Source organism: Patiriisocius sp. Uisw_017, assembly GCF_047731265.1.
In the GTDB taxonomy this organism is placed as follows: domain Bacteria; phylum Bacteroidota; class Bacteroidia; order Flavobacteriales; family Flavobacteriaceae; genus Patiriisocius.
On record NZ_CP159835.1, the window covers coordinates 236,570 to 251,499 of the forward strand.

The 14,930-nt window shown below is 35.0% G+C and carries 13 protein-coding genes; 9 read left to right on the plus strand and 4 right to left on the minus strand.

Features of this window, described 5'->3' with window-relative positions; genetic code table 11:
• Nucleotides 1-123: 123 nt before the first annotated feature.
• Nucleotides 124-2,163 carry a dipeptidyl-peptidase 3 family protein gene (locus tag ABXT67_RS01030; protein WP_415375438.1) on the minus strand — a complete coding sequence of 680 codons (2,040 nt, stop codon included), beginning with the start codon at nt 2,161-2,163 and terminating at the stop codon, nt 124-126.
• 131 nt (nt 2,164-2,294) lie between these two features.
• On the opposite strand from ABXT67_RS01030, the gene ABXT67_RS01035 reads away from it, so the two are divergent.
• Together ABXT67_RS01035 and crcB are read left to right on the plus strand one after the other, a co-directional pair.
• A complete protein-coding gene (locus tag ABXT67_RS01035; protein WP_415375439.1) occupies nt 2,295-3,347 on the plus strand; it encodes an SRPBCC family protein in 1,053 nt (350 codons plus the stop codon).
• Entirely contained in the window at nt 3,348-3,725 is a 378-nt protein-coding gene (gene crcB, locus ABXT67_RS01040) for a fluoride efflux transporter CrcB (RefSeq protein WP_415375440.1), read from the plus strand.
• 21 nt (nt 3,726-3,746) lie between these two features.
• Here the strand turns inward: crcB and ABXT67_RS01045 are convergent, their stop codons facing one another.
• Entirely contained in the window at nt 3,747-4,355 is a 609-nt protein-coding gene (locus tag ABXT67_RS01045) for a DUF1684 domain-containing protein (protein ID WP_415375441.1), read from the minus strand.
• A 79-nt stretch (nt 4,356-4,434) separates the two neighbouring features.
• On the opposite strand from ABXT67_RS01045, the gene ABXT67_RS01050 reads away from it, so the two are divergent.
• On the plus strand, nt 4,435-4,644 hold the full coding sequence (locus ABXT67_RS01050; RefSeq protein ID WP_415375442.1) for a hypothetical protein: 210 nt from the start codon (nt 4,435-4,437) through the stop codon (nt 4,642-4,644).
• 614 nt (nt 4,645-5,258) lie between these two features.
• Entirely contained in the window at nt 5,259-6,479 is a 1,221-nt protein-coding gene (locus ABXT67_RS01055) for an MFS transporter (protein ID WP_415375443.1), read from the plus strand.
• Nucleotides 6,480-6,777: 298 nt separating this feature from the next.
• On the opposite strand, the gene ABXT67_RS01060 is transcribed toward ABXT67_RS01055, so the two are convergent.
• Nucleotides 6,778-7,218, minus strand: coding sequence for an Lrp/AsnC family transcriptional regulator (locus ABXT67_RS01060; protein ID WP_415375444.1), 441 nt, complete (start codon nt 7,216-7,218; stop codon nt 6,778-6,780).
• A gap of 130 nt (nt 7,219-7,348) precedes the next feature.
• On the opposite strand from ABXT67_RS01060, the gene ABXT67_RS01065 reads away from it, so the two are divergent.
• A complete protein-coding gene (locus tag ABXT67_RS01065; protein WP_415375445.1) occupies nt 7,349-7,744 on the plus strand; it encodes a hypothetical protein in 396 nt (131 codons plus the stop codon).
• A 213-nt stretch (nt 7,745-7,957) separates the two neighbouring features.
• Here ABXT67_RS01065 and ABXT67_RS01070 read toward each other — a convergent pair whose 3' ends face one another.
• Entirely contained in the window at nt 7,958-11,416 is a 3,459-nt protein-coding gene (locus ABXT67_RS01070; RefSeq protein ID WP_415375446.1) for a methylmalonyl-CoA mutase family protein, read from the minus strand.
• Nucleotides 11,417-11,578: 162 nt separating this feature from the next.
• On the opposite strand from ABXT67_RS01070, the gene ABXT67_RS01075 reads away from it, so the two are divergent.
• The 4 genes from ABXT67_RS01075 (at nt 11,579) to ABXT67_RS01090 (ending at nt 14,930) form a co-directional block, all read left to right on the plus strand.
• A complete protein-coding gene (locus tag ABXT67_RS01075) occupies nt 11,579-12,448 on the plus strand; it encodes a T9SS type A sorting domain-containing protein (RefSeq protein ID WP_415375447.1) in 870 nt (289 codons plus the stop codon).
• Between the two features lie 478 nt (nt 12,449-12,926).
• Nucleotides 12,927-13,859, plus strand: coding sequence for a T9SS type A sorting domain-containing protein (locus ABXT67_RS01080; protein WP_415375448.1), 933 nt, complete (start codon nt 12,927-12,929; stop codon nt 13,857-13,859).
• 71 nt (nt 13,860-13,930) lie between these two features.
• On the plus strand, nt 13,931-14,632 hold the full coding sequence (locus tag ABXT67_RS01085; RefSeq protein ID WP_415375449.1) for a DUF4197 domain-containing protein: 702 nt from the start codon (nt 13,931-13,933) through the stop codon (nt 14,630-14,632).
• A gap of 115 nt (nt 14,633-14,747) precedes the next feature.
• Nucleotides 14,748-14,930 carry a Lacal_2735 family protein gene (locus tag ABXT67_RS01090; RefSeq protein WP_415375450.1) on the plus strand — a complete coding sequence of 61 codons (183 nt, stop codon included), beginning with the start codon at nt 14,748-14,750 and terminating at the stop codon, nt 14,928-14,930.

The following is a 14,930-nucleotide window of genomic DNA, read 5'->3' on the forward strand; positions in this document are numbered from 1 at the left end:
AAGTAAAATCGAATTTGGTTTTATATTTTTTAAGCTCCCAATCCCGACACAAACTAGTCTTAACAAAAAAAAGTCCCTTGTAATTCTTTACAAGGGACTTTTCAAATAACTATTTTGTTTTAATTAATTCTTACTTGTCAGATTGCTATAGTTTTTAGCATACATCAACATTTGCTCTTCAAAAGATTCTGGTTGCTCAATGCTAAATCCTGAAATTTCCCCATCTTCCATTTTAGGAACTATTACTGGGTTCACAAAACCACTGTAAGGAGGCGATTTAAACTGTTTGTTACGATCCAATACCTCAGCGTGTAATTTCTGATCTACTTTTACACCGTAATCTTCTACTAGATTTTTTCCCGCTTCATAATCCCCTTCGCTAGTAATACGTTGTGTCTCTTTTAATAATTCACCAAAGATGGCTCGTAATTTTTTGTAATCTTTAATGTCATAATACGTCTTACCATCTCGCGTTACTTTTTCAATCACTCCGTCTTTCATTCCGCGTTCGTATGACCAAGCACTCACCCATTGGCGATTCACCATATGTGCTTCTTCTACATCATCTCCTAACTCTAAACGAACTAATTGACCTATCATACCATTACGAATATAACCGTCATAGGCTGTTTTCCCAGTTTTTTCCCAGTCGTCCACGAGTCCTAGCTCCTCCAATTTAGGATCCATCAAGTAATACAGACCAAATAAATCTGCACGCCCTTCTTCAATAGTAGATTTATATCTTTTTAGCGTTTCTTTTGGAGTACCTACTCCTTTATTGATTTGTCCACTTGCGTGTCCTACAACTTCGTGTAAAGCAGTATGTAATTTATCTGCATTTTTTCCATACTTTTCTTCTAAGGAAATTTCTTCATCATCGTGAGCAAATTCTTTTAACCTTCCGCTTCCACCTGCATTATTGTATGCATTGATTATATTTCCTAAAGAAACACTCTTACTACCGTGTGCTTGACGAATCCAGTTGTTGTTAGGTAAATTAACTCCAATTGGCGTACTTGGCGATGCATCTCCAGCTTCACCAGCAACGATTACTGTTTTATAACTAACACCCTTTACTTCTTTCTTTTTATGCTCTGCCATCAGAGGCGAATTATCTTCAAACCACTGTGCGTCCTGACTTAAAGCAGCCATCTTCTTAGACATATCAAAATCTTTAATCTGCACTACGGTCTCATAACTTCCTTTATATCCTTTAGGGTCATTATATACTTCAATAAAGCCATTAATCCAGTCTATGTTTCCATCAGTGCTTGTTGCCCAAGAAATACAATAGTCATCCCAAGTATCTAAACTACCTGTTTTATAATACTCAATTAACAGTCCAATAGTTATCCCTTGTTTTTCATTTTCGGCTACGCCTTGTGCTTTTTCTAACCAGCCAATTACTTTATCTATGGCAGGTCCAAAACGACCTCCACTTTTATAAACCTCTTCAACAAGTTTTCCATCTTTCTTCACTAAACGAGAGTTAAGACCAATCTCAATAGGCTCTTCTTTATTTACTTTTATAGCACCATAAAATTTTTCCACATCTGCTGTGGTAACATCTGGACCATAAAAGTTAATCGCGCTTTCTAAAACGATATCTGCATCTTTAGAAAGGTTTACTTTCTTTCTGTCTTTGTCATTAAATAAAATTTCAAAAGCTTCACCTTCTAATATTGTGCCTGTTTCTTTTAATAATTGATTTAAATATTCTTTGCTAAAATCTGGTTTCATTTTAGCATTGCTATAATGATGGTGGATTCCATTGGAGAACCAAACGCGCTTTAAATAGATTTCAAAATTTTTCCAATCATCGTTCGTTTTGTCCCCACTATAACTGGTATAAATATTCTCAAATGCAGAGCGTATCGTGAGGTTATGACGATAATTCTGATCCCACATCATATCACGACCCTCTAAACCTGCTTGTGTTAGATAATAGACTAACTTTTGCTCTTTAAGTGTTAAATCTTCAAAACCAGGGATCTGGTAGCGCAATACTTTTATATCTGCAAATTGCCCAACATTGTAATTAAAATCAGCAGGCTTTTCAACTTGAGCTGTTTCATCTTTTGGGCTTACTTTTTCTTTGCCTTCGTTACAAGCAACGATTAAAATAGCTGCAAAAGCAACCAATAACATAAATTTTTGTTTCATTTTAAAGTGTTTAGTTGTTGCGAATATACTAAATTATTTCCTGTCTTAAACTTAATGAAACCAAGCTAATACAGTAGTTTATAACTTTTAAAAAATACCTATCTTTAACGAAACAATGAATACCAATAAAAATGAAATTTTTAAAATATTTTTTTCTACTTATTCTACTGCTGCTAATTGCTGGTGCCGTTTACTTTGGTATTCAGGATGGCAACTATGATATTCAAGATACTAAAGTAATTAATGCGCCCGTTAGCGTGGTATTTAATAAAGTGAATGACTATAAAAGCTGGGAAGAATGGGGACCTTGGAAACTAGAGGATCCATCTATGAATTTTACATACGCTGAAAAAACGATTGGAGAAGGTGCCTCCTATTCTTGGGACGGCAAAGATATGGATGGAGCTATGATTACGACGAAAGTAATTCCTAATAAAGAAATACTTCAAGATTTAACCCTACACACTCTTGCAGGGGAAAAAAACCCTAAAGTATATTGGAAATTTGAAGAAGTTCCAGAAGGCACTAAAATAACTTGGGGAATGAAAGGAGAGCATTCATTAATGGATAAGGCATTTTATAAATTTAGTGATATGGATTTTCCTTCAGAAATGCACAAAACGAACGGCCAAGGCCTCGACGGAATTGCGCGGGATGTTGCCATAGATATGGATAAATACGATATTAATATAGATGGTATTACTCAATATGGGGGCGGTTATTATATGTATGCTTCGGCATCCTCTAGAATGCAAGATATTGGCCTGAAGACGGAACAAGTATTAGGAGAAGTGTCGGGTTATATGGAAAAAAATAAAATCCAAATGTCTGGGGCACCATTTACGATCTATAATCAAATGGACAATGCTGCAGGTACTGTGATCTTTTCATCAGGAGTACCCATTCGAGAAAAAATAGAAACTCCAAATGGAAGCCCAGTAATCACCGGTTATATGGAACCTGTTGTAACTTTGAAAACAACACTCAAAGGAAATTATAAAAATTTACAGGAAGCTTATCAAAAGGCGATAGAATATGTCGCAAAAAACAAGCTCACCCAACACCCAACTGCAAAGATGTTTGAAGTCTATCCAGTAGACCCAGCAAAAAATCCAAATCCTGCTAAATGGGTGACGCAGATCTATATCCCTTTATTAGAAACAAAACCTGAAGACATAAATTAAATGAAAGCAGCATTACTCGTTTTTATTGGTGGTGGATTAGGCAGTGTTTTGCGCTACCTAATAGGGCGTCAATTTGTGAATGTATCTAGTTCGCTATTTCCGTTAGGAACTCTTACGGTAAATGTCTTAGGCAGCTTCTTAATAGGAATTATTCTTGGCGAACTTTTAAAAAACCATAGTAGTAATGCATCACTCTATTTACTGTTTGCTACTGGTTTTTGCGGTGGTTTCACAACATTTTCTGCATTTGCATTCGAAAATTTTGAACTGTTGAAATCTGGAAACACTAGTGGATTTCTTCTATATTCCTTCGGAAGTTTACTGTTAGGAACGCTTGCTGTTTTCGGAGGTATTTGGCTTTCGAAATTTTTTGCCTGACCTAAAACCTGTATTCCATAATTAATGCTTCCCAAAATCCTTTACCCCTGCTTCAATACGAACCTCTAGGTGATTTTCTAAAGGAGGAATCTCACAAGAATACCTGCTATTATAAGCACAATAAGGGTTGTATGCTTTGTTAAAGTCAATGATCATTGTAGCTCCTTTTGGGATACGGGCATCTAGAAACCTTCCGCCGGCATAGCTTCCTTCACCTCCTGAAAGATCTGTAAATGGTAAAAACAAATAGTCTATGTATTCTGGATCTTCCATTGGAGGTACGCTCTGATATAAATTAAGTTGTAGCTTTTTCCCGTCTATTTCAAAATGAAGTTTGCCATATTTAATTTTATCTACAAGCCTATCCGTTGTGGTGGTCATTTTAAAAGGGGGCTCATTGGGAGTTCTAACAAATTTTGCTTCAACTCTACATTTCAGGTTAATTGGATAAAAATCTAATGCTTTAAATTTTTTAAAATCTTTTTTTGTTAAAATAGTCGTTTCAACAGTGCTAAACTTTTCATTTTCGCTGGCTTGATATTCAGCTGCTTCAATATATTCTGGAGAATCTCTTTGTGCGTTTATACTGATTGAATAAATCCCAACAAGTAAGAAAAGTAGTTTTATCATATTAATTTTGCGTGTTTATTTTTATAAAGATACAGATTCAAAAGCTGACGTTATAAGTGCTTTTTAAAAAAAATAGCTTGTGAAGTTATTTGCAACGAGACTCATCCTTTTGCTTTTTGTCACTCCAATATTCTCTCAGCATATAGATATTCATAAAAATAAGCTTTCCTTTTTAACCTCTCAAGAATCTTTGAATGACATATTTATGATGGACCGTATTATTGTAGAAGATGGTATTTCTGAACAACAATATCTCAAAAAAATATGCGCAAAAAGACTACTAGACTAGATAATAAAAAGGAAGCACTAAACTGGCCTAAAGAATATGCACTCTATCGAAACCAGATTTGGTAAAACTTTTATTAAAGCATTAAATAAAAAAATAGGGAGTTATAAAAATGCACCAATTTTTATACTGAATACTACGGAAGAAAATTATACAATGCAAATTGAAACAACCTGAGTGTATTTTGATTAGAAAATAGGCATTTTAGGCAAACCGGCAAGAGTAACAAATCACATTACTTTTTACGAAACAGAAAGCCCATAAACTCTAATTTTTTCCACAGAAAGAAAAAGACCAGAAGGTATTTATAATAAAGATGATGATGAAGGAGTTGGCCCCAATCTTAACAGAATGAACAAAGCGTATAAAACTTTAGGATACAAACTTGCAAAAGCGTTAAAAAGAATTGTGGATTAATAAAAAAATGAATAATTTTGGGTACTGGAAAAAAAATCTAGTGTACTCCATAACAAAAAATCATACCCAAACCAAGTAAGTGCGCGCAAAGCAGTAAAGGGTCTTTTTGTCTTGAAAATCTAAAAATCAATTTTATCAATATCAAAGCGTCCTGGTTTTAATCAGGACGCTTTATTTTTATACCTGCAACAACCAACCAAATGAAAAAAATCTACAAAAACTATATCGCCAACTTCTCTGGACTGTCTCGGGAAATCTGGTTGTTGTCTTTTGTTACTTTTATTAATCGAGCGGGCGCGATGGTGATCCCATTTTTGTCGCTTTACTTGGTGAGTGAAAAAGGATTCACACTGCCGCAAGTAGGAATTATTATGACCTGCTACGGCCTTGGATCTATGGTAGGAACTGTCGTTGGCGGACGATTAATAGACAGCGTTGGATACCACAAAGTAATTGTAATGAGTTTGTTTTTTGGAGGATTGGGTTTTATTGCGCTTCAGTTTTTAGACACCTTTTATTCACTTTGTATTGGTGTTTTCGTTATGATTTTGATGGCCGATGCGTACCGTCCTGCAGTTTTTGTAGCGGCAGATGCCTATAGCAAACCAGGCAATGTTACTAGAGGGATTGCATTAATACGACTTGCCATAAATCTTGGTTTTTCTATAGGACCACTAATTGGTGGGCTTTTAATTACCCGCGTAAGTTACGGAGCTTTATTTTGGATAGATGGCATTACCTGTGCGCTTGCTTCGTTGCTGCTTTTTATTATTCTAAAACCAAAGAAAGTTATTGAAAAAGAGAAAAAAGAACCCTTGATTAAAGAAGGAATTTCACCTTATCGCAACAAATGGTATTTGCTATTATTTGTTATTATGGTTTTTGGTAGTATTGCTTTTGTACAATACTTTTCTGTACTTCCTTTGTATTATCAAGAGGTCCATTTTCTATCAGAAGACCTTATTGGTTTGTTGATGTTTATTAATGGTGCGATCATTGTTATTTTTGAAATGCCACTTGTAGCTTGGCTTGAGCGAATTAATATATCAAAAACGATTGCTATTTTTTGGGGCCATATTTTCTTAGCGTTAAGTTTTATCGTATTGTATAGTAACTCTTGGAGCGGAATTCTAGTTATTGGAATGGTCTTAATGACAATTGGTGAAATGATTGGCTCTCCATTTGCAAGCGCATTGGCGCTTTCTATGGCGCCAAAAGGAAGAAAAGGCAGTTATATGGGTTTATTTAGTTTAAGTTTTTCTATGTCGCATTTGTTTGGACATTTAGCAGGTATGAATATGGTAAATCAATTTGGCTACAACACCAACTGGATTGCACTATTTAGTGTTTTAATACTCGTTTCAGTACTTACATTATGGCTATACCAATCCTTAAAAAAATCTAAAACGATTCAAGATTAAACCTTTGTATGGTTAGAATTTGAACAAATACATTGATTTTAAGATGAAAAGTCTCTTTTTAATTATAGCGACAATTGCAGTGTTTTCCTGCGGAAATACTTCGGAAAGAAGAACCGACGATTGAAAGCAATGATAAACAATTTCCGAAGCTAGTACCCAACAACTATAAGGTCACACTTTTAATAATGGACAGCACTTTTAATAGTGAATTGACAGCGCCCTTTGATATTTTTCAACACCCCATTTTTAGAAAAACCATTAAGCACATTTTAACGTTGTCTTTAAAACTCAAGATCAATTAAAGAGATTTTATACTATTGTTTGCTACAACGTGCGATAATACAATTTGGGTTTTAGTTTCGCCATATACAATGAGCTGATCTATAAATTTTTCTAAGTGTTTCTGATTTTTTATAATTACTTCCATTACTATATTTTCATTACCTGTAATTCGATAACAATTTAAAACCTCATCATACGTGGTTACTTTTTCGAGAAAAGGTTTTAATTTCCCCATAAATGCGCGCAATGTAATAATAGCTTTAAGTTGATATTGCGCTTCAAAAGGAGACACCATTGTGTTGTATCCCAATATAAGTCCAACATCTTCCATTTTTTTTATTCGTTCGCTAACGGCAGGCGATGTAATTCCTACGGTTCTCCCTATTTCTGCATTAGACGTTCTTGCGTTCTTCTGTAACAGTCTCAAAATATTCCAATTAATTGAATCTATTTTCATTTTAAAGTATTTTTTAAAATTAATTTAAATACGAAGCCAAATTTACAATTTTACTTTAGATTCTGCAGTTATATTTTTTGAACTTGTTAGTACATTTGATTTGCTACCGAAAAAATGAATTTAAAAACCAATGAGTGCTTCAATAAACCCCTTATCTAACGCTTCGCCTATCTATACAAAGGCACAAGATATTTTTACTTTGTCAAGAAGTATTGCTAGCTATCTAATTGATGATATATCTGCAATGACTGATCACGATATGGAAGATCCTGCATTTTATTATTCAGGAGATATTGTACAGCAAAGTGTTTCTTTAGCACCTGAAATTTTAAAGGCCGAACAACAAACCTTTCAAGAGGACAGATATAAATCTGTAGTTTCTTTGAATAAACTCACGGCTTCTTTATATAAAAATTGCGAACTTCTTGAAAAAACAAGGACTAATGGAAAAGACTTTTTACCATTATTAAGGAAAGAAATCAAGAAGTTTAGACGTCTGCAGCGCAACTGGATGTTGACCTTGTAATTATTCTGCCAACAATTTTAATATAGCCATACTTATAAAAGCATTGAGTTCTCGATGTTCCTTTTGAAGCGTACTAGCTACTACTGCAATATTTAGCATAGGATAAGCGATTCTCGGTGTCCTTTCAAATAAAAATTAGCACAAAATAATCCTTCTAAATACTCATTATAAGTGACTTACACACTTTTCTCTTCGAGAGAAGTGGTTCTCTGCTTACATATTTCTTCTATACTGTCCTCCTACTTCAAATAACTTAGCGGTTATCTGCCCTAAAGAACAAACTTTAGTAGCTTCCATTAATTGTTCAAACATATTCTCGTTGTTAATGGCAGCATTTTGTACTTTTTTAATAGATTCTTCTGCTTTATCCTCAAAAGATTTGTGCAAATTATTTAATGTTTCTATTTGGTATAACTTTTCTTCTTCAGTAGCACGAATTACTTCTGCAGGCTGAACCGTTGGTGAACCTTTGCTACTTAAAAAAGTATTTACTCCAATAATTGGAAACTCTCCAGTATGCTTCAACGTTTCGTAGTACAAGCTTTCTTCTTGTATTTTACTGCGTTGGTACATGGTTTCCATTGCCCCAAGTACACCACCTCTTTCGGTAATTCTATCAAATTCTAATAATACAGCTTCTTCAACAAGATCTGTTAGTTCTTCAATGATAAAGCTTCCTTGAATTGGGTTTTCATTCTTAGCCAATCCTAATTCTTTATTTATTATCAATTGGATTGCCATAGCACGACGCACACTTTCTTCTGTAGGTGTTGTAATTGCCTCATCATATGCATTTGTGTGCAGCGAATTACAGTTATCATTAATAGCATAGAGTGCCTGTAAAGTGGTGCGAATGTCATTAAAGTCTATTTCCTGCGCGTGTAATGAGCGTCCTGAAGTCTGGATGTGATACTTTAACATCTGTGCTCTTGGGTTGGCTTTATACTTACTTTTTAATGCCTTACTCCAAATCTTACGTGCCACACGACCAATTACCGAATATTCTGGATCTATTCCATTACTAAAGAAGAACGATAGATTAGGTCCAAACTTATTGATATCCATTCCACGGCTTAGGTAGTACTCCACATAAGTAAACCCATTAGAAAGTGTAAAGGCTAATTGAGTAATTGGGTTTGCTCCCGCCTCGGCAATATGATACCCACTAATGGAAACTGAGTAAAAATTACGCACTTGTTTTTCAATAAAATACTGTTGCACATCCCCCATTAAACGCAGCGCAAATTCTGTAGAAAAAATACAAGTATTTTGCGCTTGGTCTTCCTTTAAAATATCGGCTTGTACGGTTCCACGCACTTGCATCATCGTATCTGCCTTGATTTTATAGTACACCTCTTTTGGCAATACTAAGTCTCCCGTCACGCCCAACAACATAAGGCCAAGACCGTCATTTCCATCGGGTAAGTCGCCTTGGTAGGTAGGCCTCTCAACCCCTCTTTGAGTATAAATTTCTTTTATTCGTTTTTCAACTTCAAGTTCGAGTTCCTTTTCTTTAATGTGTTTTTCACAATTTTGATCAATAGCAGCATTCATAAAGAACCCTAATAACATTGGTGCTGGACCATTAATAGTCATCGATACCGAAGTCATTGGGTGGCTTAAATCAAAGCCACTGTATAATTTTTTAGCATCGTCTAAGCAACAAATGGATACTCCTGCATTACCAATCTTTCCGTAGATATCTGGGCGATGGTGGGGATCATTTCCGTAGAGCGTAACACTATCAAATGCAGTAGAAAGTCTTTTAGCAGGAAGCCCCATGCTCACATAGTGAAATCTTCTGTTCGTCCTTTCTGGCCCTCCTTCTCCCGCAAACATTCTTGTAGGATCTTCGCCTGTTCTTTTAAAAGGGTACAATCCTGAAGTATACGGAAATTCACCAGGTACATTTTCCTGCAGTGTCCATCTTAAAATATCGCCCCAAGCTTGGTATTTTGGCAAGGCTACTTTTGGAACTTGTGTATGAGATAAACTCTCTGTATGGGTCTCTATTTTTATCTCTTTATCTCTTACGTTAAAAGTATAGACCGGGTTTTTATATTTGTTAACCTTCTCATCCCAGCCTGTAACTACTTCCCAATTATAAGGGTCGAGATTTAATTTTACACGGTCAAATTCGGCTATCAAAAGTTTCAGTAAATCTTTATTTTCTTTTGCTTCCATTATAACTTCAGTTGTCACAATGCCTGAAGACTTTAAACTTTCTGAAGCGATTCCCGCTTTATCTAATTCAGGTTTGTGACCGGAAATGGATTCAATTGTTTTATATATTCCATAGAGCTTTTGAGCCACTTCAGCTTGTTCGTTTACGGTTTTATCATAAGCTCTATTATTCTCTGAAATTTCAGAAAGGTATCTTGTTCTTGCCGGTGGAATTACAAAAATCTTCTCAGACATTTCATCTGTAATTTCAAAAGAAGACTTAAGGTCGGTTTCTGTTTTTTCTTGAAGCTCTGCCATTATTGCGGTGTAGAGCTTGTTCATTCCTGGGTCATTAAATTGAGAAGCAATAGTACCATAAACAGGTAAATCATCTTGATGCGTTTCCCATAATTGATGGTTGCGCATATATTGCTTTTTCACATCGCGAAGTGCATCAAGGGAGCCTCTTTTATCAAACTTATTGATGGCTACAAGATCTGCAAAATCGAGCATATCGATTTTTTCCAATTGCGTAGCAGCCCCAAATTCTGGTGTCATTACATATAAGGACACATCGCTGTGTTCTATAATTTCAGTGTCGCTCTGTCCAATTCCTGAAGTTTCGAGAACTATCAAGTCATACTCAGCAGCTTTAATTACTTCAATAGCTTCAGCAACATATTTAGAAAGTGCCAAGTTAGATTGACGGGTTGCCAAACTACGCATGTATACACGAGGTGAATTAATGGCATTCATTCTAATACGATCTCCTAATAAAGCACCCCCTGTTTTTCTCTTAGAAGGATCTACAGAAATAAGACCGATTGTTTTTTCTGGGAAGTCGATTAAAAAACGTCGTACTAGTTCGTCTACCAGAGAAGACTTGCCAGAACCGCCTGTACCCGTAATACCAAGTACTGGAGTTTTGAGGGTTTTATTTTTCTCATGAATAGCCTTTAACGTTTCGGATGCAATCTCAGGATAATTTTCTGCTGCGGAAATAATACGAGCAATTGCCTTTGGGTTTTTTGAAGCTAATTCTTCTAATTCTCCATTTAACGAGTCCCCTATTGGATAATCTGAAGTTCGAACCAAATCGTTAATCATTCCTTGAAGCCCAAGTTCGCGACCATCATCTGGAGAATAGATTCTGGTAATTCCATAATCCATTAATTCTTTAATTTCAGAAGGTAAAATTACGCCTCCTCCTCCTCCAAAAATTTTAATATGACCCGCACCCTTTTCTTTCAATAAATCACACATATATTTGAAGTACTCATTATGCCCTCCTTGGTAGGAGGTTATAGCAATTGCATTGGCATCTTCCTGTATAGCTGTATTTACCACTTCTTCTACGCTCCGGTCATGACCTAAATGGATAACCTCAACCCCAGTAGATTGAATGATACGACGCATAATGTTGATTGCAGCATCATGACCATCGAACAGCGAAGCTGCTGTTACAATGCGTACTTTGTTTTTGGGTTTGTATGGAGTTGTTTGTTGCATGTGATATATTTTGAGACCGCAAATTTAACGATAAATAGCCCGTTTTAAAAAAAAGGAAATGAATAATTGAGATTAAAAGAAACGTATTTGAACCAATTGCTCGTCATTAAATACTATATTGCATATTATAAACTATATTTATACATATTATAAACAAAAATTATGAAAAAAATTTACATTTTAGCCCTTGTGGTATTTGGATTTGCTTTTACGGCAAATGCTCAATTCGAAGACGATTTTGAAGACTATTTAGCTGGACCAATATCTGATCAAAGTCCATTATGGGGTACTTGGAGTGGTGGTACAGGTGATGCTGAAGACGCTCTGGTGAGTACTGACCAAGCTTCAAATGGAGTTAATGCAGTACACTTTGTTGGAGGCAATGACATGTTGTTATCTTTTGGACCTACCGTTGGTGGGACTTTCACATGGCAATATAAAGTATGGTTAACAGATGGTAGCTCAGGATTTCTTGGAACTATGTCTGAATCTACTGTTGCTTTTGGACTTCAAATGCGTTTTAATGATGCGACTGTAGGTACAACTTTTACAAACGCTGGAAACGCAGTTGTAGGTGATCCTTTCGTTATTCCTCAAGAAGAATGGGTAACATTTTCTTGGGCCATGGATCTTGATGCTGATACAGTTGTAGTTACCATGAATGGTGATGAGATTTATGATGATGTACTTGAGTTAGGCGGAACTTTTGACGTTGTAGATATTTGGGCTGACGATGCTAATACTGATTTCTTTATGGATGAGGTTGTATTTGTAGAAGGAGTTTTAGGCGCTACAGACTTTAACGAAAATCCATTTAGTGTATATCCTAACCCAGTTGTAAACACATTGAACATTAGTTCTAAAGCAGTTGTAAATAGCGTTGTTGTTTATGATCTCCTTGGAAAAATTGTTGTGAATACTACTCCTAATGCAGTATCTCCTGCTATTGACATGAGTCAATTGGCCTCAGGAACGTACCTAGTAAATGTTACTATTGGTGATGCATCAAAAACTATTAAAGTGATCAAGTAATTTACTTTCACAATTTATAATTTGAAAGGGCCTTATTTGTTAGGGCCTTTTTTTATTTTCTATTTCTCGCATTCTTTTCTAGTAACAAGTCTGCCCCTCTATTATTAAAGTAACTTTAATAATACTCCCCTTAAACCGAAATCATTACCCACCCATTACCACTGCTAATAGTGTATTCATCTTCTTAATTAAATAAACAATGTCCTTTTAAAATGAAAGTGCTGTACCTCTAATACTATCTTGGGCACGGTGAAAATCCAAAAGAGTTAATACAATCACCATTAATTGTCATTTAGGTGCAGATATAGCGGAACCTATTAATCCAAACTGTGCTTTTATAACAACTGAAAAGTTAAATAAAATACTCTATCAATTGGAGCTAAAACAAATAGTCAAATCATAAAACATTTTAAAAATTTTGTTTATTCTAGACAAATTTTATACCTTGTAGAGTATTAGTTTAATTAAAAAAAAAAAGATGAAAAAAATTTACATTTTAGCCCTCGCGGCTTTTGGTTTTGCTTTTACAGCAAATGCTCAATTATTAGAAGATGACATGGAGGACTACTTAGAAGGCCCACTTGCAAGCCAATCTACAGTTTGGAGAGCGTGGTCAGGCGTTGACGGTGGTCCGGATGATGGAAGCATCGTTACTGATTTTGCTTCTTCTGGAGTAAACTCATTACTTATTGACGATTCTGGAGTAATAGATCAATTACTCATAATTCCTGGAGCCCCAACAACTGGCACGTACATAGTAGAATTTAAACTTTACATTCCTGCTGGAAAATCTTTCTACATAAATATGCAAGCTGCGCTAACTCCAGAAGGAGATCCTTGGGAACAAGCTTTAATGGGAGGTAATGTATATTTTAACTGTGATGGATCTACCCCAGGAACTGGTGGTGTTACAGGAGTAATAGACTGTACAACATTTGATTTTGATTTCACTTTCCCAGAAGATGAATTTTTCACAGTAGAAAATATCTATGACTTGGATGCTCAAACTTGGGGAATGCGTATTAATGGAACCGAACAGTTCACGGGTCAAGTTTTCGAATTTGGAGACCAAGTTTTTGAAGGATTAACAGCAATTAACTTCTTTTCTGCAAGTGATAATAATGAAGGATACGTTGATGACATATTGATTACTGAAGCAACATTAGGAGCAGAAGATTTTAATGAAAACCTCTTTAGTGTGCATCCGAACCCAGTGGTAAACATTTTGAACATCAACTCTAAAGCCACGGTTAACAGTGTGGTTGTTTATGATTTATTAGGAAAAATTGTTGTAAACACTGCACCTAATACAATATCCCCTTCTGTTGACATGAGTAGCTTGGCATCAGGCACGTATTTAGTAAATGTTACCATAGGCGATGCTTCTAAAACTATCAAAGTAATTAAATAATTTACATATATATTTATATTTAAAAGGCTCTTTCAGAAAAGAGCCTTTTTTTAATTTAAGCTTTTTAAATAATGAAGAAAATTCTTTTAATATCCATATGCTTTATTGCTACTTCTTGTGCTGAATTGCAACAAATAGCCAATACAATACCAATTGCTACTGGTTTGGACAATGCTACCATTGCCAGCGGATTAAGGGAGGCCTTAGACTTTGGAATAGACAAACAGGTAACCAAACTAACCCATAAAAATGGATTTTATGAAAATAATCTGGTCAAAATTTTATTGCCTGAAGAATTACAAAAAGTAGACAATGCCCTAAGAGACATTGGCTTAGGAAGCCTAGCTGATGAAGGTTTAAAAGTACTAAATCGTGCTGCAGAAGATGCTATAAAAGAAGCCACTCCCATATTTGTAGCTGCTGTTAAAGAAATCACTTTTAACGATGCTAAAAATATACTCTTAGGCAATGATAATTCAGCTACTAGTTATTTAAAAAACAGAACTAATTCAGCATTGTACTTGAAATTTAATCCAGTTATAAAAAATTCATTCTCTAAAGTAGGGGCAGATAAGATTTGGACAAATATCATCAACAAATATAATGCAATACCTTTTACAAATAATGTAAATCCTGATTTGACAGATTATGTCACAAATGAAGCGCTTAAAGGAGTGTTTACTATGATTGGACAGGAAGAGAAACAGATTAGAACTAATACCGCATCTAGGACTACAAATTTGTTACGCCAAGTATTTGCATTACAAGATTAAGGCATAACAACTTAATACATAGATTTATTGGCACAATACCTATTAATACTAACTAAACCTTAATTATTACTATTTTTCATTTCTTATAACTTTGTTATACAAAATTAGCCTAATTATGCATCCAATTTTTAAAAGAAAAACGCGTTTAGAAAAGCTTCAAGAGAAACATACAAGCCTTATGCGAAAATCATTTTCTACCTCTTTAAATGATAGAGAACGCAGTAATGAAGTCAAAAAATTAGCAAATGAAGTGTTTAAAGAAATAGAATACTTAAACTTAAAGCTAGCACATAAATAA